21 protein-coding genes are annotated in these 21339 nt (G+C 37.5%); 10 read left to right on the top strand and 11 right to left on the bottom strand.

The features are described 5' to 3' along the window. Position 1: 1 nt before the first annotated feature. The gene (locus tag NOX80_RS02785) at positions 2 to 1531 is read right to left on the bottom strand and encodes a bifunctional GNAT family N-acetyltransferase/carbon-nitrogen hydrolase family protein (RefSeq protein ID WP_256551816.1); all 1530 of its coding nucleotides are present in this window, start codon (positions 1529 to 1531) and stop codon (positions 2 to 4) included. 248 nt (positions 1532 to 1779) lie between these two features. On the opposite strand from NOX80_RS02785, the gene NOX80_RS02780 reads away from it, so the two are divergent. Beyond that, complete coding sequence (locus tag NOX80_RS02780) at positions 1780 to 3546, top strand: T9SS type A sorting domain-containing protein (RefSeq protein WP_256551815.1); 1767 nt, start codon at positions 1780 to 1782, stop codon at positions 3544 to 3546. 51 nt (positions 3547 to 3597) lie between these two features. Then, a complete protein-coding gene (locus NOX80_RS02775; protein ID WP_256551814.1) occupies positions 3598 to 3924 on the top strand; it encodes a single-stranded DNA-binding protein in 327 nt (108 codons plus the stop codon). 4 nt (positions 3925 to 3928) lie between these two features. Here the strand turns inward: NOX80_RS02775 and NOX80_RS02770 are convergent, their stop codons facing one another. The 5 genes from NOX80_RS02770 to metG are packed head-to-tail and all read right to left on the bottom strand — an operon-like array spanning position 3929 to position 8693. Next, positions 3929 to 4831: a histone deacetylase family protein gene (locus tag NOX80_RS02770; RefSeq protein ID WP_256551813.1), complete on the bottom strand. Its 903-nt coding sequence runs from the start codon at positions 4829 to 4831 to the stop codon at positions 3929 to 3931. 8 nt (positions 4832 to 4839) lie between these two features. Continuing rightward, on the bottom strand, positions 4840 to 5295 hold the full coding sequence (locus tag NOX80_RS02765) for an NUDIX hydrolase (protein ID WP_256551812.1): 456 nt from the start codon (positions 5293 to 5295) through the stop codon (positions 4840 to 4842). A 6-nt stretch (positions 5296 to 5301) separates the two neighbouring features. Beyond that, entirely contained in the window at positions 5302 to 5928 is a 627-nt protein-coding gene (locus tag NOX80_RS02760; RefSeq protein ID WP_256551811.1) for a chloramphenicol acetyltransferase, read from the bottom strand. Then, the gene (locus NOX80_RS02755) at positions 5925 to 6614 is read right to left on the bottom strand and encodes an HAD family hydrolase (RefSeq protein WP_256551810.1); all 690 of its coding nucleotides are present in this window, start codon (positions 6612 to 6614) and stop codon (positions 5925 to 5927) included. Before NOX80_RS02755 ends, NOX80_RS02760 begins: the two co-directional genes overlap by 4 nt. 18 nt (positions 6615 to 6632) lie before the next feature. Continuing rightward, positions 6633 to 8693, bottom strand: a complete 2061-nt coding sequence (metG, locus tag NOX80_RS02750) for a methionine--tRNA ligase (RefSeq protein ID WP_256551809.1) — start codon at positions 8691 to 8693, stop codon at positions 6633 to 6635. A 277-nt stretch (positions 8694 to 8970) separates the two neighbouring features. Here metG and NOX80_RS02745 point away from each other — a divergent pair, with 277 nt between their 5' ends. The 6 genes from NOX80_RS02745 to NOX80_RS02720 all read left to right on the top strand — a co-directional run bounded on the left by NOX80_RS02745 (position 8971) and on the right by NOX80_RS02720 (position 14322). Further along, the gene (locus NOX80_RS02745) at positions 8971 to 9867 is read left to right on the top strand and encodes a S66 peptidase family protein (protein ID WP_256551808.1); all 897 of its coding nucleotides are present in this window, start codon (positions 8971 to 8973) and stop codon (positions 9865 to 9867) included. Between the two features lie 9 nt (positions 9868 to 9876). After that, positions 9877 to 10236: a YraN family protein gene (locus tag NOX80_RS02740; RefSeq protein WP_256551807.1), complete on the top strand. Its 360-nt coding sequence runs from the start codon at positions 9877 to 9879 to the stop codon at positions 10234 to 10236. A 72-nt stretch (positions 10237 to 10308) separates the two neighbouring features. Next, a complete protein-coding gene (locus tag NOX80_RS02735) occupies positions 10309 to 10968 on the top strand; it encodes an aspartate kinase (RefSeq protein ID WP_136403485.1) in 660 nt (219 codons plus the stop codon). A gap of 98 nt (positions 10969 to 11066) precedes the next feature. After that, complete coding sequence (locus tag NOX80_RS02730) at positions 11067 to 13259, top strand: M12 family metallo-peptidase (RefSeq protein WP_256551806.1); 2193 nt, start codon at positions 11067 to 11069, stop codon at positions 13257 to 13259. Positions 13260 to 13362: 103 nt separating this feature from the next. Beyond that, entirely contained in the window at positions 13363 to 13785 is a 423-nt protein-coding gene (locus NOX80_RS02725) for a hypothetical protein (RefSeq protein WP_256551805.1), read from the top strand. 75 nt (positions 13786 to 13860) lie between these two features. Next, entirely contained in the window at positions 13861 to 14322 is a 462-nt protein-coding gene (locus NOX80_RS02720; RefSeq protein WP_256551804.1) for a septal ring lytic transglycosylase RlpA family protein, read from the top strand. 1 nt (position 14323) lies between these two features. On the opposite strand, the gene NOX80_RS02715 is transcribed toward NOX80_RS02720, so the two are convergent. Then, a complete protein-coding gene (locus tag NOX80_RS02715) occupies positions 14324 to 14779 on the bottom strand; it encodes a YciI family protein (protein WP_256551803.1) in 456 nt (151 codons plus the stop codon). Beyond that, positions 14779 to 15249: a CYTH domain-containing protein gene (locus tag NOX80_RS02710; protein WP_256551802.1), complete on the bottom strand. Its 471-nt coding sequence runs from the start codon at positions 15247 to 15249 to the stop codon at positions 14779 to 14781. Before NOX80_RS02710 ends, NOX80_RS02715 begins: the two co-directional genes overlap by 1 nt. A 95-nt stretch (positions 15250 to 15344) precedes the next feature. Between NOX80_RS02710 and NOX80_RS02705 the strand changes: the two genes are divergently transcribed. Beyond that, positions 15345 to 17393 (top strand): site-specific recombinase, encoded by a 2049-nt coding sequence (locus tag NOX80_RS02705; RefSeq protein WP_256551801.1) that lies wholly within the window; start codon positions 15345 to 15347, stop codon positions 17391 to 17393. Between the two features lie 41 nt (positions 17394 to 17434). Beyond that, positions 17435 to 18517: a DNA polymerase IV gene (gene dinB, locus NOX80_RS02700; protein WP_256551800.1), complete on the top strand. Its 1083-nt coding sequence runs from the start codon at positions 17435 to 17437 to the stop codon at positions 18515 to 18517. Positions 18518 to 18573: 56 nt separating this feature from the next. On the opposite strand, the gene pyk is transcribed toward dinB, so the two are convergent. From pyk to rnc, 3 genes are all read right to left on the bottom strand, one after another. Continuing rightward, positions 18574 to 20004 (bottom strand): pyruvate kinase, encoded by a 1431-nt coding sequence (gene pyk / locus NOX80_RS02695; protein WP_256551799.1) that lies wholly within the window; start codon positions 20002 to 20004, stop codon positions 18574 to 18576. Between the two features lie 5 nt (positions 20005 to 20009). Continuing rightward, positions 20010 to 20495 (bottom strand): IPExxxVDY family protein, encoded by a 486-nt coding sequence (locus NOX80_RS02690; protein ID WP_256551798.1) that lies wholly within the window; start codon positions 20493 to 20495, stop codon positions 20010 to 20012. A 96-nt stretch (positions 20496 to 20591) separates the two neighbouring features. Next, entirely contained in the window at positions 20592 to 21332 is a 741-nt protein-coding gene (gene rnc, locus NOX80_RS02685) for a ribonuclease III (RefSeq protein ID WP_256551797.1), read from the bottom strand. Between the last annotated feature and the right edge of the window lie 7 nt (positions 21333 to 21339).

Here is a 21339-nt window from a genome sequence, read left to right as displayed (position 1 = left end):
ATCATGATTTTAGTTTTCTAATTTGGTATAAATCTTTTCGTCTGTCTTTCATGATACGTACGCTGCCATGTTCGTGAAGTTCTTTCAGTAAGTCGACATCGACATCTACAATTAAGGTCATTTCGGTATTTGGAGTTGCTTCAGCCTTGATTCCGTTCGTAGGAAATGCAAAATCCGAAGGCGTAAAAACAGCTGCCTGAGCAAATTGGATGTCCATATTGTTTACTTTAGGTAAGTTGCCGACACAGCCGGCGATGGCGACATAACATTCATTTTCGATCGCACGGGCCTGAGCGCAATTGCGAACCCGGGTATAACCGTTTTGCGTATCCGTCAGGAAAGGAACAAAAAGAATATTCATGCCTTCGTCCGCCATTAGACGCGACAATTCCGGGAATTCAACATCATAACAAATCATAATCCCGATTTTGCCGCAATCGGTATCAAAAGTTTTAATCTGCGAACCGCCTTTCATTCCCCAATAGAATACTTCGTTCGGTGTAATATGAATTTTGGAATACATTTCCGAAGTTCCGTCCCTTTTACATAGAAATCCGACATTATAGAGGTTTCCGTTTTCCAGTAACGGCATACTTCCGGTAATGATGTTGATGTTATAGGAAATGGCAAATTCCTGAAATTTTTTCCGGATCGGATCGGTATAACGAGCAAGTTCCCGAATAGCATCAGCTTCTGATAAGTGATTGTAATCGGCCATTAACGGAGCGATAAATAATTCCGGAAACATGGCAAAATCACTGGTGTAACCGGAAACGGCATCAATAAAAAATTCCGCTTGTTCAAACAAAGCTTCCAGGTTATTCAGCGGACGCATCTGCCATTGAATCAATCCGAGTCGGATTACACTTTTATTAGTGTTGATCAATTTTTGATCTTTTTCGTAATATATATTGTTCCATTCTAATAGTACGGCATATTCTTGTGAACTGACATCACCTTCAAGGTAGTTTTTCATCACTTTGATTACGTGGAAATCATTACTAAGCTGAAAAGAAAGTACGGGATCATGTATTTCCTTAGCGCGGACCTTTTCAATATATTGTTTTGGTGTCAGTTCTTTTGAATATTCGGCGTATCTCGGAATCCGACCGGCAAAAATAATGGACTGTAAGTTAAGCTTTTCGCAGATTTCTTTTCGGGCATCATATAAACGTCTGCCAAGACGAAGCCCGCGATAATCCGGATGAATAAAAACATCAATACCGTATAATACATCGCCAAAAGGATCATGAGTGGAAAAGGTATAATTACCGGTAATTTTTTCGTAGGTATGTGTAGCGCTGGCTTTACGGTTGTCTACAATCAGCGAAAGTGCCGATCCTACGACTTTGCCGTCGACCAGAATAACCAGCTGGCCTTCGGGAAATAATTCCAACAGCCTTTCGATTTGTTCTTCCTGCCAATATGCCTCTTCCAGTTCACTATAGGCCTCGACCATGGAGGTTTTCAATTCTTTATAGTCTTCGATTTGTAAATTTCGTAATTCTACTTTATTGATAGCTTGTGGCATAGGGAAGTATTTTTTAGAAAGTTACAAAAAATAAAAGCGGTTTACAAACGCAGGTTTAGAATTGAATCTGGACAATAGTGTGAAAAAATTTATTAACCGGAATGTGATAATATTTTAACATTTTGGAAACATTGTGAATAATGCGGGTTTCGAGGCTTTTTTACAGCATTGAAAAAACATTTAACAGTGTTGGAGTTTGTAAATTGTATTATTCTTATAATTTTGGTTAAAATAATAAAAACTAAAATATGAAAATAAAACTACTTTTAACCACTTTTTTAATAGGAGCCTGCAGTATTCAGGCTCAGGAATTGAATCAGAGTTCATGGCTTTGGAGTGCTAAAGCAGAAAATGGGATGATATTGGAACAATTGCCATTAGGATTTATTGATCAAAATAACAATCATTTTGTTGTAGGTAATTTCAGAGGAGAAACTACAACGATTCAAGGTACAACTTTACAAAATACCAGTGCGCCTCCGGTAAATAATGCGATAGTAGGAGATACTTATATTGCGAAATTTGATTCAAACGGGGCACTTTTGAATGTACTACATTTTAGCGGTAGTAAATATGAGCAAATCACATCGATAGCCTACGATGGGAATAACCATTATTTTATTAGCGGAAGTTTTAGTGGAGATATCCATATCGGGAACAATACTTTTGAAAGTACAACTGCAAATGCGTCAAAGGTATTTCTTGCTAAGGTAACATTAGATGGGAATGTGGTTTGGGCTAAGGAGTATCCATTGTATATGGGGGCGGTTTATCTTAAATACAAAAACAACAACCTGTATATGGCTGCCAATTATGCATATGATCAATTTCCTTTTGACGGTTTAACGTTACCGGTGGCAGGTTATAATCCGACTATTCCGGATATGGATAAAAATATGGTGGCAAAGCTTGATCCTGTTAACGGTAACCAGATTTGGACTTCATCTTCCCGTTATACAGGTGTTTATACATCGGTGTCATCAGACAGAATCGGAGCGCAGATGCGTTCGATGACAGTGGATAATAGCGGTAATGTATATGTAACAGGTGATTTCTTTTCGCGATCAGTAACTTTTGGGAATGTTACATTGAACCGTACATCCAATACAAACGGGAATGTTTTTTATGTGAAATATGATAATACCGGAGCTGTAGTTTGGGCAAAAACAGCAACCATAGGGGCAAGTTCGGATGCTAAGATGTTTGATGTTGAGGTGGATTCGGAAAACAGTGTATATTTGGTAGGAGCGGTATATAATTCGACGATTAATTTCGGAGGAGGTACAACATTATCGTTTCCGGGAAATTATGGCGCTTTTATGGTGAAATATAATGCTGCCGGAAATTTGGTTTGGGCCAAAAAAGGGGGGATTGCAACCGATCAGGCGCCGTCAACCAGTTTAGGATCTTCCTGGTTTAAAAGATTGTATATTGACGCTCAGGATAATATTTTCGTAGGGGGAAGTTTCTACAGAATTTTAAATATGTCGCCGGATTTTACGTATGATTTAGGTCCTAATTTTTATTCTTTTTTGGCCAAGTATAACAAATCGGGAGCTGTACAGGCATGTGAAATTTATCAGAGTGCAGCAAATGGTATCGGACCAATGGAAGTGTTAAACTCTGATCCGAATAATTTTACGATTTTGGGAACAACTTCAGCGGATTTACAATTGAATAACCTGACGATTGAAACCAATCAAAAACAGTTGGTTTATATCGCTAAAACCGGTGATTCAGCGTTAGGTTTGGCTGAATTCGGAACGGCCAATTTTGCAGCTTATCCGAACCCTGCAAATGACAGATTGTTTATTAAAAATAAAGAACAGCTATCGGATAATGCTCTTTTTACAGTATATGACCTGAACGGCAGACAAATTTTCCGATTAAAAGGAGCTGATATTGGTGAGAAAGGAATTGAAGTGTCAAAATTAGCAGCAGGAATTTATGTGTTGGGTGTTGAAGATGCTCAAAAACAGATAAAAGAATATCAGAAGTTCGTTAAGAATAATTAGAGCAATAGTTGAAATTCCGGATCAGAAGTTAAATCATTTAATATATAAGCCATGAACACATTAAGAAATCGAGTACAGTTAATCGGAAAAGTAGGAAATGATCCGGAAGTAAAAACATTGGGAGAAGGTAAAAAACTGGTTAAACTTTCGATCGCGACCAATGAGATTTATTATAATGACAAAGGTGAAAAAGTCACCGATACGCAATGGCATTTGGTGACTGCCTGGGGAAAAATAGCCGAGATTATTGAAAAGTTCGTCGAAAAAGGAAAAGAGATTGCCCTGGAAGGAAAACTGATCCATCGTGTCTGGGAAGACAAAGAGGGAAATAAACGTTATTCCACGGAAGTGGTTGCGAATGAGATTCTAATGTTTTGAAGGTTTATCCGTAGATATAAGAAGCCATCCGATACGTATTGGTGTGCGCTTCAATAATTGTACGAATATCAGGAGAATAACCACCGCCCATACTACATTGTACCGGGATTCCGGATGAGTGACAATGGGTGAAAACGATCTCGTCTCTTTTTTTACAGGCATCCAAAGAACAGGCTAATTTTCCAAGTTTGTCGGTAGCCAGTATATCGACCCCGCTGAGATAAAAAATAAAATCCGGACATTGACTGTCGATCAATTGCGGTAATGTCTCATTTAAGATTGACAAATAAGTGTCATCGGATGTATTGTCTGGTAAAGCAATATCAAGGTCGGAGTTTTCTTTTTTAAAAGGATAATTCGACTGACCGTGCATTGAAAAGGTAAAAACGGAATTGTTGTGTTCAAAAATAGCAGCAGTTCCGTTTCCCTGATGCACGTCTAAATCGACAATAAGTATTTTTTTAGCTAATTTTTGATTCAAAAGGTGTTGAGCTGCAACAGCTTGATCATTTAAGAGGCAAAAAGCCTCACCCCGGTCGGCATAAGCATGATGCGTTCCGCCGGCAATATTAAAAGCAATACCGGTTTGTAATGCTTTTTCAGCTCCGGTGATAGAACCTTGTACCAGTCGCAATTCTCTTTCAACCAATTCAGGTGTTAACGGAAAACCGATTTTACGAACTGCTCTCGGATCAAGCGTGAGCGCAACCAAATCATTTACATAGTCTTTGTGATGAACAGCGAGTATCGGTTGCATATCCGGTAAATCCGGTTCGAAAAAAGCACCGTCTTCTACAATACCTTCATAAACCAGTTGTTGCGGTAGTAATTCATATTTGATCATCGGAAAGCGATGACCCTCCGGAAGCGGATGTTTGTAAATAGGATGGTAAGCTATTGGAAACATACCGGATATTACGGATTTAATTCGTCTTTTAGTTCCAGTAAATTTAAATCAGCATCATATCGGGCGCTATAAGCGAAAGGTTGTAAACGAAAGGCTTTTTCGTAAATATGCAAATCCGTTTCGGGCGTCAGTTTGTTTTTCAGATTGTCTTTATGTATCCATTCCAAAATACCTTCGTTACATTCCGGTGCCGGTTGGTATGGGATTTCTGCGAGATAAACAAAAGTAAGCCAGTTGTATTCTACCGGAGAAACTTCAAAAAGAGTTCCCAGATAAGTAAAATGTTCAGGCCGAATACCGGTTTCTTCGAATGTTTCGCGTATTGCAGCATCCAATGGAGTCTCGTTAGGATCCAATTTGCCGCCAACAGGTACGTAATAGCCTTTAAAAGGCTCTTTAAAACGTTTTAGCAATAACAATTCATCATTGCATTTTAAAATGATAAAAGCAGCTATTTTTCTCATATTAGTTTAGTTGTCCAGTTGTTTTTGTAATTCCTCAAAAAACAAGCCTACATGATAACCGTCCGCTAAACCGTGATGTATATGTACTGAGACCGGCATTTCTCTTTTTTCATCGGTAAGCGTCATTTTTCCGAATGATATTTTCGGACAGCTATCCGGAAATGTAAAACTTCTGGCATGTGATAATGAGGTAAAGTTTACCCATGGAATAGAAGAAAAATGAATAAGGTTATCCATATTGAATTCCCTTGTAAAAAGTCCGGATGTATTACGAACCCGCTCGATTTCGGTTTGAGCGATAGTCGTGAAGGTTTGGATGTCCGGATTAAATTCAATAAATGAAAAACCAAATGAATGATCGTCTCTCAATATAGTAGACGAGGCATCAATGCGATCGTAAATTACAACGTCATCTCCGTTGATTCGGTAACGAAATGATTCAATGTTATTAACGGCAACCAGTGTTTTGTGTAAATAATAAATAAAAAACGGAACACCGGCCAGTTTTGCATTATTGTAGGCTTTAGTGCAATCAACAGTTGCGACAAGGCCGAAAAAAGGCTCTTCGAAGTTTTTAAAAAACTCAAAATGCTCTTTTCTGTTCCAGGTCGTCAGGTCTAAATTTTTTTTCACTTTAATAATAAAGGTAAAATGTCGGTTAATTTTTCGATAGTCCTGAAATTAGGATGCTCGACTTTATGATCGATTCGTTCGTGAGCCCATGTCGTATGAAACGGAACATGGACCGCATGTCCGCCCATATCCAATACCGGTAAAACGTCCGATTTTAAAGAATTACCAATCATAAAGAATTCTTCCGGTTTTAAATCCAGTCGGGTAACCAGTTTTTGATAATCCACCGGTTGTTTGTCGGACATCACTTCAATATGGTGGAAATAATGACCCAATCCGGAATCATGTAATTTCCGATGCTGATCTTTCAGGTCGCCTTTTGTAGCAACAACCAATCGATAATGTCCTTTTAGGGCTTCAAGTGTCTCTTCGACACCGTCCAGTAATTCGATCGGTTTTTCCAGTAATTCTTTACCCAATTCGATTATACGCTCAATGATTGCAACGTTAATCGTGTTGTTTGAAATCTTTAAAGCAGCTTCGATCATCGAAAGGATATAGCCTTTGATACCGTAACCATATGCCGGTAAATTTTGTATTTCAATTTTGAATAATTCCTGCGACAATCCCTGATGAGAAAGGTAATCTTCCATCAGACCGCAAAATTTCTTTTCTGTTTCTTCAAAATAAGGCTCATTTACCCAAAGGGTATCATCAGCATCAAAGGCTATAACTTTTAATGACATTTTACTATTTTTTAGGTATTAATTAATAGTCGCTCCGTTTTTAACGCCATCGGCATCCGGGTTTACAAAAACCAGTTTTCCTTCTGCATTTTCCGTCATTAGAATCATTCCTTCACTCTCAACACCTCGTAAGGCTCTCGGAGCAAGGTTGGCTAAAACGGTGACTCTTTTTCCTATTACGTCTTCCGGCGAAAAATGCTCGGCAATTCCGGAAACGATTGTTCGTACATCAATTCCGGTGTCGACTTTAAGAACTAATAGTTTATTGGCTTTCGGCATTTTTTCAGCTTCGACAATAGTACCCACTCTTAGGTCAAGTTTAGCAAAATCGTCAAAAGTAGCCACCTCTTTTTGTGGTATTACAGTTTGATTTTCTGCTTTATTGGCGGCTTTTGTAGCTTCCAGCTTATCAATTTGTTTTTGGATTTCTTCATCTTCAATTTTAGCGAATAATAATTCCGCTTGCCCGATCTGATGACCGGCCGGAACTAAATCGGATTTGTGCGTGATGTCATTCCATCCGAATGAATTGTCCAATTTTAAGATCGTTTTTAATTTTTGAGAGGTAAAAGGCAGGAAAGGCTCTGCTAAAACACTTAATGCTGCGGCAATTTGTAGCGCAACATACATTTGGGTTTTAATACGCTCCGGATTCTCTTTTACGATTTTCCACGGCTCTTCATCTGCAAGATATTTATTCCCCAGACGGGCTACATTCATCAGTTCGCCTAGCGCTTCTCGGAAACGGTAACGCTCAAGAGAACTCGAAATTACAGCCGGATAAGCTTTTAATTCCGTTAGCGTAGCTTCATCAACTTCCGATAATTCATTAGGTTGCGGAATAATACCGTCGTAATATTTATTGCTTAGTACAACAACACGATTAATGAAATTTCCGAAAATAGCAACCAATTCATTGTTATTACGCGCCTGAAAATCTTTCCAGGTAAAATCGTTGTCTTTGGTTTCTGGTGCATTTGCTGTTAATGCATAACGCAATACATCCTGTTTTTCAGGGAAGTCGATAAGATATTCGTGTAACCATACGGCCCAGTTTTTAGAAGTGGACAGTTTGTTGCCTTCCAGATTCAGAAACTCGTTAGCCGGAACATTATCCGGAAGAATATAGCTGCCCTCCGCTTTTAGCATAGCCGGGAAAATCACACAGTGGAATACAATATTATCTTTCCCGATAAAATGGAGCAGTTTGGTATCCTGATCTTTCCAGTACGGTTCCCAGTCTTTTCCAACTCGTTCTGCCCATTCTTTTGTAGATGAAATATAGCCGATAGGCGCATCAAACCATACATACAATACTTTGCCTTCTGCACCTTCAACCGGAACCGGAATTCCCCAGTCTAAATCACGAGTTACCGCACGAGGTTTTAAACCGTCGTCCAACCATGATTTTACTTGTCCGAAAACATTTGGCTTCCAGTCGTTTTTATGTCCTTCCAGTATCCATTCTCTTAAGAATGTATCATATTGATCTAAAGGTAGGAACCAGTGTTTGGTTGATTTTAAAACCGGTTTCGTTCCTGTTATTGTTGATTTCGGATTAATTAAATCCGTTGCGTTTAGCGATGTTCCGCATTTTTCACATTGATCACCGTAAGCTTCTTCATTACCGCATTTCGGACAAGTTCCGGTTACGAAACGATCGGCCAGAAATTGTTGTGCTTTTTCATCATAAAGCTGTTCGGTAACTTCTTCAATAAATTTACCGTTGTCGTATAATTTTCTGAAAAATTCAGAAGCAGTATCGTGGTGAATCTGAGCTGAAGTTCGGGAATAATTATCAAAAGAGATTCCGAAATCTTCAAACGAATTTTTAATAATCCCGTTGTATTTGTCGATAACTTCCTGCGGTGTGATTCCTTCTTTTTTCGCTTTCATTGAAATAGCTACCCCGTGTTCATCACTTCCGCAAATAAAAGCTACGTCTTTACCCTGCTGACGTAAATAACGCGCATATATATCGGCCGGAACGTATACACCTGCCAAATGTCCGATATGAATCGGGCCGTTGGTATAAGGTAATGCCGCTGTAATCGTATATCTTTTAGGATTTTGTATCATATTAAAAAACTAAGATTAATTTTGAATGTGTTTTCAAAATGAAATGCAAAAATAGGCTATTAGCCACGAATTTTGATGTTTTTTTCATTCAAATTGTGTAAAAAAGCGTTGACAAATGCTTTAACTGATGTTTATCAGATTGTTTTAAAAATGCTAAATTTGTTAGAAACGATTTCAGATGAAAACCAATAGCCTCCATATGCATGCCGTATTCTTGAGATCATTTTTGATTTTACTATTAATTTTTACAACGACAGATTTATATTCACAACGAAAAATGAAAATTCCATCCTATTTAAAGAAAGGTGATACCGTAGCCATTGTTTGTACCGCAAGAAAATTTTTTCCTGAAGATGCCGAACCCGCGATAGCATTACTGCGTTCCTGGGGACTTGAAGTTAAACTCGGACGAACGATCGGTTTAGATAGTTGTCAATTGGGTGGTAGCGATTCGGAACGTATTGCTGATTTTCAAGAAATGATGGACGATGATAATATTAAAGCGATATGGTGTGCCCGCGGCGGATATGGAACGGTTCGTATTATCGACGGTCTGGACTTTACTAAATTTAAAAAGAACCCGAAATGGGTTATCGGATTTAGTGATGTCACTGTGCTTCATAGTCATATTCATAATATGAAAATTGCAACGCTTCATAGTATTATGCCGTTTACGGTGCCGCGTACGGAAGAAATTTCAAAAGAAACATTGCGGAAGGCGCTTTTCGGAGAAAAAATAAGGTATGAAGTTCCGGCAAAAGGATATGAGATTAAAGGAAAAGCAACGGGACAATTGGTAGGAGGAAATCTTTCCATATTGTATAGTTTGTTAGGTTCGAAATCGTCTATTGATACAAAAGATAAGATATTGTTTATAGAAGATCTGGATGAATACTTATATCATGTAGACCGAATGCTGTATAATTTAAAAAGGAATGGCTATTTTGACGGGCTAAAAGGACTTGTAGTTGGAGGAATGACGGATATGCATGATAATGAGATTCCTTTTGGACAAAATGAAGTCGGAATTATCACAGCTATCGCGAAAGAATATAACATTCCGGTCTGTTTTTACTTTCCGTCCGGACATGTTAAAGATAACAGGGCGTTAATTTTAGGCGCTACAGTAGACTTTGAAGTAACAGATGACAAAATTGTTATAGAATTCAAATAAAAGTTATAAATGGCACGACATAATGAACTGGGAAAGGAGGGAGAAGAGCGTGCTGTTGCATTTTTGATACAAAATGGCTATCAGATTCTGGAAAGAAACTGGATGTTTTGTAAAGCAGAAATTGATATTATTGCAAAAAAAGAGACAACTTTAGTAGTTGTAGAAGTTAAGACTCGCTCTAAATTAGATTTTGGATCGCCACAGGAATTTGTGAAATCGAAGAAAATTCAGCTTTTATTAAAAGCTGTTAACGAATATGTAATCCTAAGGAACATCGAATGTGACGTGCGTTTTGATATTATTGCTATTCATAAAGATGGGATGGTTTTTAATATTGAACATTATGCCGATGCATTTTATTATTTCTAATTTATTTTTGTTAAAGTTTTAACAGATTGTTTTTTTTGTAATTTTACGAGATTTTTAAAACCCACTATAATTATGAAAACTATTTCCTCTGTAGTTGAACATTACATTAAAACGAAACCCTTTTTGCTCAATGGCCTCTCCCAGGGTATTATTAACTTAACCTCTTTAGCAAGAGTAATGATGCCCGAATTAGAGCAGGAATTAGGGAAAAACATTAAACAAGGAGCGGTTGTAATGGCTCTTAAAAGATTATCTGAAGAACTTGGATTCCGGATGAACCACAAACTGGATAAAGTTCTGAAAAATTTAGGTGAAATTACCGTACGTTCCTCTTTAACGGATTATAATTTCGCAATTACTCCAAAAGTATTAAGCTGTCAATCGGATTTAATCGCAGAAATTAATAATTATACGGATATATTTTATACATCATCACGTGGTGTTAATGAAACCAATATTATTGTAAGCGATTCCTTAAATCATTTAGTGGAAAAATACTTCGCTGAAGAAAAATGGGCGCATAAAACAGAAAATCTTGCTTCCATAACGGTTAAACTTCCAAAAGACAACCTTTCTGTACCGGGATTATTTTACTATGTTTTCCAACGTTTGGCTTGGGAAGGAGTGAATATTTGCGAAGTAGTTTCTACAAATTACGAATTCACTATTATTGTAAGTGATGATCAGGTGGATATTGCATTTAAAGCTATAAAAGACCTCAAAAGCCTCTAAGTAAAGGTTAAAATTGTGTAGTAAAGCAGGGAAAATGAATCAGAACCTAAATATTTTTCTATATTTGGACTGACTAAAATTTAACTAACCCCGCTAAAATGAAAAAAATTACACTGTTTCTGGCTCTTCTGACCGGACTCGCAGTATTCTCGCAGAACAGGGTTGCCCAAAAAGTGACCGAACTGCAATCGCAGAATACAGACTTTAAAAAATTTTCAGTATTAGAAGCATCATTCAAAACTCCAGGAAAAGAAATTGCCCGAGTTGTAAATGATGCTTCTTTTGCTATAATAAAAGAGGCATCGGTTAATGAGATCGTATCTAAAAAACATAATGCGATCGAATTGCAAATCCCTTACCATAATGAAATGGTAACGTTACAACTTTACCGTGTTAATCTATTGGCTGAAGGATTTCATGTTGATACCGACAAACAGAAAAACATCACATACGAACCGGGAGTGTACTACCGCGGTATTGTTAAAGGCGATGGCTATTCACTTGTTTCGTTTAACTTCTTTAAAGGGGAATTAAACGGAATCGTATCCAGTTCGAAATTAAGCAATCTTACAATTGGTAAATTAGATAAGAAAGGCAATAAGTCTGACTATATTCTATTTGAAGACCAAAAGATGAATGTAACCCACGATTTTGAATGTAGTACGGATGATAAAGTGGAGGAATTTAAAAGTATGCCAACCACAACGGCTAGCCCGGCCAGTAACAAATGTGTAACGGTTTATTTCGAAATCGACAATAACCTGTATCAGTCTAACGGAAGTAATACAACAACTACATCTAACTGGATGACATCTGTATTTAATAACGTGCAGACTTTATATACGAATGACGGTATTACAACAGCTTTAAAATCAGTATATATCTGGACAACACAAGATCCGTATGAAGGTGTAGGAACCAGTTCCGGAGATTATCTTGCGAAATTCAATCAGGTACGACCGGTTTTTGATGGTGATGTAGGACAATTGGTTGGAATTGATCCGGGAGGATTAGGTGGTGTAGCCGTAACTATCGGTGGATTGTGTACAGCTAACAACTACTGTTATTCGGATGTGAATTTTAGTTATAGTTCAGTGCCTACTTATTCGTGGACCGTACAGGTAGTAACACATGAATTAGGACACTTATTAGGATCAAGACATACGCATGCTTGTGTGTGGAATGGTAATAACACCGCTATCGACAACTGTGCACCAAGTGTTTTGGGAGCAAATTCTGAAGGATATAACTGTATGACTAACCCGCCAACTATTCCTTCGGGTTCAGTGAAAGGAACAATTATGAGTTACTGTCACTTAGTAGGTGGAGTAGGAATTAGTTTTACTAACGGATTCGGACCGCAACCGGCTGCTGCCATTCTAAATCATGTGGATTCCAGAACCTGTTTAGGAACAGATTGTATTAGTACTTGTATTAATATGGTTTCGGAAATTAATTCGATCATGAATGCCGGAAATGCTTCAGCAACAATTACCTGGTCGGATTCCGGTAGTGCGACTTCATGGCAAATTAATGTGTATCCGTTTACAGGATCACCGGGTCAGTATACAACAGTGAATACGAATTCTTATAATGCAACGGGATTAACAGCAAATACCTATTACAAAGTACGTATCCGTCCGGTATGTGGTTTCGGAATGACTGCGTTGCCGCGTGATTTTATAATGTTAACCGGAGCTGATTATTGTAATGGTATTCAGCTAACGGATACAGGAGGAATATTCGGACAATATGGTAACAACCAGACTTTTGTAAGAACATTAATCCCGAACCTGGCGAATAATAGAGTAAAACTAACTTTTACAACTTTTAAATTGGAAGACGGATATGATTTCTTATATATCTATGACGGATCAAGTACAGCGTCTCCATTAGTAGGAGGAGCAGGTCTGACAGGAGCTACAATACCGGCACCGATTGAGTCAACAGCCGCAGACGGAGCATTAACAATGAAATTTGTTTCGGATGCAGGTGTTACTGATAACGGATGGGTAGCTACAACTTCTTGTATACCTTCATTAGGATTGGATGAAGCGAGCTATGTAGATTTCTCTTATTATCCGAATCCGGTTAACGGTGCTGTAAATATTGTTTCAAAAGATGCGATCTCAGAAATTCAGGTATTTAACGTACAAGGACAATTATTGTATGCAAATCAGTTAAATGATCTTACAACTAAAGTAGATATGTCAGCTTATGCAACAGGAACCTACTTCTTTAAGATGAAAATCAATAACCAAACCGTTAATTTTAAAGTTGTTAAATTATAATTAAAATTAACAAATTCGCAATAAAAAAGCCGTTTACTGATTAAGGTAAACGGTTTTTTTATTTTCAATTCATTATCTTTGTTTAGAAAACAAAAAACTAACTATGAACGAAATTATTCAAAAAGGCCATTCCGGATTGGCTTACCTTGCTTTATTGGCTTTACTCATCGCTGTGATTAATGCTTTTATCGGGATGAATTCCAAAAGAAATTTTGAACCGAAAGACAGAAGAATCTCACTTTTCGGACTTATTTTTTCCCACATTCAGTTATTGTTCGGTTTGATCCTTTATTTTGTTTCGCCACTTGGTTTGGATTCATTCGGACAAATGAGTAACAGCGAATTAAGACTAACGTCTTTAGAGCATCCGCTAATCAATATTATTGCTATCGCGTTGATAACAATTGGTTGGTCAAAACATAAAAAAGCGACTACAGATACTGATAAATTTAAAAAAATAGCCATTTTTTACGCCATCGGATTACTACTTATATTAAGCAGAATACCATGGAAATTATGGTTCTAATAAAATGAAAGCCCGAAAGGGCTTTTTTTACCTTGGCATGTTTCTTGCCTTTTTACCATCATAAAAACGAATAGAATGAAAAAAGTAATAGTTTACATCGTATTTGTTACATTGGCTGTGCTATTGATTAGTACTACAAGCGGAAAGGTTTTTGCTGTTCAGGCCGATCCTAAAGTGAAAGTAAATGATACGATAAAAAAAGATTCTATCTCAATTCAGGGAGGTCTTAGGCTTAAGAATTTTAAAAAAAATGTACATGCATCATATTATGCCGACCGTTTTAATGGCAGAAGAACGGCAAGCGGTAGAAAATTTGACAATGCAAAATATACAGCTGCCCATAGAAATCTACCTTTCGGAACTAAAATAAAAGTAACGAATGTCGCTAATAAAAAAGCGGTTATTGTTGAAGTTATTGACAGAGGACCTTTTACCCGTGGACGTGAAATAGACCTTTCCAAAAAAGCATTTATGGAAATTACACACGGTAAAGGAAGAGGTTTTGTGAACGTTAATATCGAAGTGATTCAGGACTAATTTATTGTAGTTGGCTTCCTTTTGCAGCCCACCACCCGATAGTTTCCACTTCCAGTCGTCCTGCTTTTACAGCGGGATCGAGTTTGGCAAGACTGTCGGCTTCTCGTAATGTAGGTGTGTTAAAAACCAGAATTCCGGAAATATTTTCATGCTTATCCATCGGTCCGGCCAAACTTATCTTTCCGTTTTTATGCAACCAGGAAATATGGGCCATATGGTTTTTCTGGATTTCTTCGGCTTCCTCTTTCGATTGATTTCGGTTAGGTCCTTTTTTAAGTAAAACCAAAAAATACTTTTGCATAACATAAGTCGTGTCACCATCTTTATAGCTAAAAGTCTCCGGTACAATTCCCGTTGGTTGCAATTGCGGTGTTTCGGCTACCTTTTTGGAACTATTGCACGATAGAATCGATAAAACAGGTAACAGAAAAAATAAAGCGTGTTGTTTTGTTTTCATTATTTCCAGTTTTTATAAGGATTGTTACTTAAGTAAGCATTGTAATACCGTTCATCACCGGTTACTTCGGCTCCTAGCCATTCGGGTTTTTCAAAGGATTCGTTTTCCGATTGTAGCTCGACTTCGGCGATAATCAAACCTTCGTTTTCTCCGAAAAAAATGTCGACTTCAAATAGGTGATTCCCTTTTCGAATGTCATAACGCACTTTATCAATCATTCCTTTTTCACAAAGAGGAAGTAGTTTTTCTGCATCCGAAACAGGAATTTCAGTTTCCCATTCCAGGCGAGTAGTTCCGCTATCGTTACCTTTGCCTTTTATGGTTAGAAAACCTTTATTACCTTTAATACGAATACGTACGGTTCTTTCCGGATCGGAATTAAGATACCCTTGTACAATTCGGTTATGACCTTGTGATTCGGTTATAAAAGACTCGGATTTGACTAAAAACTTTCGCTCGATTTCCTGCATTTTTTGGAGAAATTAATATAAATTAGGAGCAAGTTAAGAAAATTATGGCTCTCGGATCGTAATTTTGCCGTTGAATAATTTACAAAAACAGGCCCATGAATTTAAGACATAAGCTACAATCAAAAACAACAATAGAAACACTATTTGATAAACATTTTGAGAACCAGCAGTATGTCTCTGAAGATAGCTTACACTTTTTGGTGGATCTGGTCCATCTTTTCCGGCCTAAAAAACCGCAAAATCAAAAGGTGGTTTCTATTGAAAAACTACTTTTTTTTCTAAGGGAAAACCCGGATAAAAGAGAATTGTTACTGCACTATCTGGCACAATTGTTTAAAGAACGAAAATTTAGCCGGATGTTGTCTGATGCTGCGATCTTACAGGATGCTGACTTTCTTTTTGAAGTGAAAAAAAGATTGCTGGCCAAGATTTTGCCGTATCAGCCCAAAAAAGATACTTTACAATACATTCTGAACCAGGTTTTCTATCTGAATTCGGATGCTGTTTGGATTGAAAAAATACCGACGGAAGAACTGTTGCAATTATATGATCTGCTTTCTTTTCGCGATATTTATGTTTCGGTAAAGGAAAAAACACCGTTATCAGAATTACTCAATGTAATGAATCTGGTTCCGCAGCGTATGAGCGGAAGAGCCATGGAAAACGATGTGATCAAGATGGTTCCGGAATACAGTCAGTTTGATAGTCCGTTTGCCGCTTTTGAAAAAGAACTACAGGAAATTATCGAAAAAATCCGAACCGGTGAGCAACATGCAATCACATCCGATGATTTATTGTATAAACAATTGTTGATATTACACCGGCAGTGTGAAGAATACGTAGATAAAGCTTTTGCTAATAGTTCGAAATACGGAATCTCGATTAAAGTAAATCAGAGTTTACTCCGAATCCGTCAGCAATTGCATCGTATGAAAATATTGATTCCTTTTCTTGTCGTTAACAAAGAGGAAGATAAAAAACAGAATACAATACAATTGGCTTTAGAGTTGATCAAGTTTAACTGCTACAAAAACAATGTCGGTCAGCTGATTAATGAAAGCACACAGTTGTTGTCTTATGAGATTACACAACATACGGCAAAAACAGGGGAACATTATATCACCGAAAGCCCGAAAGAATATTTCGGAATGTTAAAAGCGGCGTTAGGCGGAGGTTTTATCGTTGGGATATTGTGTATCATCAAATTATTGTTTTCTAAAATTGAAACCAGCGCATTCGGACATGCTTTTCTATATAGTTTAAACTATTCGTTAGGATTTATAGCGATCTATTTATGCGGATTTACACTAGCGACCAAACAACCGGCAATGACGGCGGCTACGATTATTCAGGCGCTGGAAAAAGGGATGAAAAAGAAAGGAGAAGCAGCCAATAAACACAGTTCGTTCGCACGGTTATTTGCACGATTATTCCGTTCGCAGTTTATTGCATTTGTCGGAAACGTAGTAATGGCATTTCCGGTTTCTTTACTGGGAATATGGTTAATTGATCAGGCATTCGATTATAATATTGCTGAAACGAAATGGCCAAAGCTTTTAGGTGATTTGAATCCGGTTTATTCACCGGCTATTTTTCACGCTTCGATTGCCGGTGTATTCCTGTTTTTGTCCGGGATTATTTCCGGTAGTATTTCCAATCGAAATAAACACAATCAGGTATATTACCGTATTCAGGAACATCCTTTTTTAAAGATGAGTTTAGGAGCTGAAAAAACCAAAAAAATAGCGAATTGGTTTGAGCATAATTGGGCGGGAGTTGTTTCAAACGGTTGGTTTGGTATTTTCCTGGGAAGTACGGCTTCAATAGGAATCTTTTTAGGACTAAATCTGGATATCCGTCACATCACTTTTGCCAGCGGAAATTTTGCATTGGGCTTATATGGTACCGATTTTAAAGTAGATCTCTGGATGATTAGCTGGAGTATATTAGGAATCGGGATTATCGGTTTTATGAACTTTATCGTCAGTTTTGCATTATCACTCGGTTTGGCTTTTCGTTCCCGAAACATACCGGCATCGGAAATTTATTTGTTAAATAAAGCCATCTGGGGACATTTTAAAAAGCGTCCGTTATCTTTTTTCCTACCTGTAAAGGATAAAAAGGAAGAGGAAAATGCTTCCTGATCTTGTTGCTTTTTTGATCAAAACAGTACTACATTTACTTTATGGAAACGCCCCCGAATTTCAGAAAAATTATCCACGTAGATATGGATGCTTTTTATGCGTCTGTAGAACAAATGGATAATCCTGAACTTAAGGGAAAGCCGGTTGCGGTAGGCGGAAGTGAAATCAGAGGAGTGGTTTCAGCAGCGAGTTATGAAGCGCGAAAATTTGGAGTACGAAGTGCAATGAGCGGTTATATGGCGCGAAAAAATTGTCCGGAACTGATTTTTGTACGCCCTCGTTTTGATCGGTATAAAGAAATCTCAAAAAAAATCCGTAAGATCTTTTATGATTATACGGATCTGGTGGAACCCCTTTCGCTGGATGAAGCTTATCTGGATGTAACTGAAAATAAAAAAGGAAATCCAAGTGCAACATTAATCGCACAGGAAATCCGAAAACGAATTTTTGATGAAATCGGACTAACGGCTTCTGCGGGAATTTCGATCAATAAGTTTTTAGCTAAGGTTGCTAGTGATTACAATAAACCAAACGGACAAAAAACGATTAATCCGGAAGAAGTAGTACAATTTCTGGAAGAGCTTGATATTAAAAAGTTTTACGGAATAGGAAAAGTAACGGCCGAAAAAATGTACCAAAGCGGAATATTTACAGGGAAAGATTTAAAAGCAAAATCGCTGGAATATCTGGAAGAGCACTTTGGGAAAAGCGGTACGCATTATTATAATATCGTACGCGGAATTCATAATAGTGCTGTTAAGCCGGATCGAACATTAAAATCGGTAGGAGCGGAAAGGACTTTTAATGTCAATTTGTCTTCCGAGATCTTTATGGTCGAAAAACTGGAAAATATTGCAAAAGAATTGGAAAGAAGAATGAAGCCGTATAAACTGGCCGGAAAAACAATTACTTTAAAAATTAAATATTCCGATTTTACGCTACAAACCAGAAGTAAGACTTTGCCTTATTTTGTTGCCGACAAAAGTTTGATTCTCGAAACGGCAAAAGAGTTGTTGTATCAGGAAAAGATGAAAGACTCTGTACGATTATTAGGAATATCGCTCGGAAACCTGAATACGGAAGTGAAAAAGGCGGTTGTTGTACAGTTAAAGTTTGATTTTTAAAAGTAATGCTAAACAATATAAAAAAAGCTATCCTTAAGGATAGCTTTTTGCATTTATTAAACGATTTGAGAAATTCTAAGGGTATTGACCATTCCTTTGTCTATAACCGGCATAGCGGCTAAATTGATCAGCATATCACCTTCTTCTACAAAACCTTTTTCTTTTGAGATTCGGTTAATATCTTCTACCGTATCATCCGTACTAACCAATTTATCGTAGTAATACGTATGAACACCCCAAAGCAAACTCAATTGCGTTACAATTTTTTTATTGGATGTAAACACCAGGATATGAGAATGAGGACGCCAAGCCGAAATCTGGAAGGCAGTATAACCACTATTTGTTAAAGTAGAAATAACTTTAGCATCGATATCATTGGCCATTAATGCAGCGTGATAACAAATAGATTTTGTGATATAACGTTTGGTTCTTACCAATGGCGGGTTTTGCGGAACTTTGATAAGCGGTGAATTCTCAACGCTTTCAATAATCTGCGTCATTTTTTCAATAACCTGTACCGGGTAATTACCTACGGATGTTTCTCCGGAAAGCATAACGGCATCGGCTCCGTCCATAACCGAATTGGCTACGTCGTTTACTTCGGCACGGGTTGGCGTTAAGCTGGTAATCATCGTTTCCATCATTTGAGTGGCGATAATAACCGGAATACGTGCCGTTTTAGCACGGTGTACCAGTTTTTTCTGAATTAACGGTACTTCCTGAGCCGGGATTTCCACACCAAGATCACCGCGGGCCACCATAAGTCCGTCAGCAAAAGCGACAATCTTATCGATGTTTTCTACCGCTTCCGGTTTTTCAATTTTAGCGATAATCGGAATTTTATGATCCGAATTAGCAGCAATTAAATCCTGTAAATCTTCTAAATCTTTTGGCGTTCTTACAAAAGATAAGGCAATCCAGTCGGCATTGCATTCAATAGCGAAAAGGGCATCGCGAATGTCTTTTTCGGTTAAAGCAGGCAATGAAACTTTGGTATTCGGTAGGTTAACTCCTTTTTTCGATTTTAACGGACCACCTTGAATTACAACGGTTTTAACTTCCGTGTTTTTATCGGTTTCCAGCACTTCAAAAATAAGTTTACCGTCATCCAAAAGAATACGTTCACCCGGATTAACATCTTTAGGGAACTCTTTGTAGTTCATATATACCCTTTCGGATGTTCCCAGAATATCTTCGGCCGTTGTAAAAGTAATTGTATCGCCTTTGCTTACGACAACATCTTCTTTCATAACGCCTACACGAAGTTTAGGGCCTTGTAAATCGGCAAGGATGGAAGTCGTATAGCCGAATTCTTCGTTTAGTCCTCTAATAATGTCTATACGTTCTTTAACATCAGTATAATCAGCATGGGAAAAATTAATTCGGAACACATTTACTCCTGCATCAATCATCTCTTTGATCACTTCTCTTGTACTACAAGCAGGGCCAAGTGTCGCTACGATTTTTGTCTTTTTTCTTGTCAGCATTGGTATTAGAAAATTAAATTATTTTTCGATTTTAGTTTATTCTGTTCGATTTTATACGCCATGGTAATTTGTTTGATCGTTAATAACTCATCAATCAGTTGATCCAGGTCGAAAAAATCGTCTGTATTTTCAATTTTTATAATATAATCCACTTTTTTGAGCTCCGGAAGAAGGAAAATGTTTGTGGCCATATCAAATTCCGTTTCCTCAAAAAGGGATGTGGCTTTCGTTTGTCGGGTTACCAACGTTGTTTTATTCGGAATCAGATTCCAGAATAATTCATGGGCTTCGTCATCAAAAATAAACCGGGTAAAATGGCTATGGCCTTCCGGTACCTGAATACCGATATCCTTGCTGCTCTTTTCGAATGTTACGGGGAGCTTCTGGTTAATAAAATAGGCTAACCGATAATCTTCCAGCGTCGAATGAATTGCGATCAATTCATAATCTTCAGAAATAAAATCGTTAATCAGTAGTTTGTGAATAGCCATATTTTTTGAGAAAAATCCAATGGTAAAGATACTACATTAAAGATTTAAAAAACAGGAAAGTAAAGTTGTTAACGATAATTTAGCAAAGAAACCGATTTACTTTTTGTTTATCTTTTCCTGGTAAGCAAAATAAGCGCGTTGTGAGGCTTTTTCTTCTGCTTTTTTCTTGGAAGTTGCCCGGGCTTTGGCTACAATTTTATTGTCGATTTTCAATTTTACTCCGAAATATTTTATGCCTTCGTTGCCGTTATCTTCAAAAACATCATATTGAAAAGTATGCTTTTCTTTCTGACACCATTCGATTAGCAAGCTTTTGTAACTGATTACTTTTCCTTCCAGTTTGGCAATGTCAACATACGGTACGATTACTTTTTTGTGAATAAATTTTTCACAAAAGGTAAAACCGCGGTCAAGATAAATGGCTCCGATCAAGGCTTCAAATAAGTTGCCGTGAATGTTTTCTCCGAAATGTTGCGTGGAAACTTTACTTTCTACATGTCGGATCAGATTCAGATCTTTTCCGAGTTCATTAAGGTGTTCCCGACTTACGATTTTTGATCGCATTTTGGTCAGATAACCTTCATCACCGGTAGGAACCTTGTTGAATAAATGAGCTGCAATTACCGATCCTAACATGGCATCACCCAGAAACTCAAGGCGTTCATAATTAATCGGATTACCTTCATCATCGGTCTTGTTCATCGAACGATGCGTAAAGGCTTTTCGGTAATGATTCAGGTTTAAGGGTTTGAAACCTAGTATTTTAGAAACTTCATCAAAAAAAATCCCGTCTTCATTAGAGCGGGAATTTGAAAATATTTTTTTGATAATACTCATTACAAGA

It is taken from the genome of Flavobacterium cerinum, assembly GCF_024496085.1.
GTDB lineage: Bacteria > Bacteroidota > Bacteroidia > Flavobacteriales > Flavobacteriaceae > Flavobacterium > Flavobacterium cerinum_A.
The sequence above is the reverse complement of the archived record's forward strand: the minus strand, read 5'-3'. Positions and strand labels throughout refer to the sequence as shown.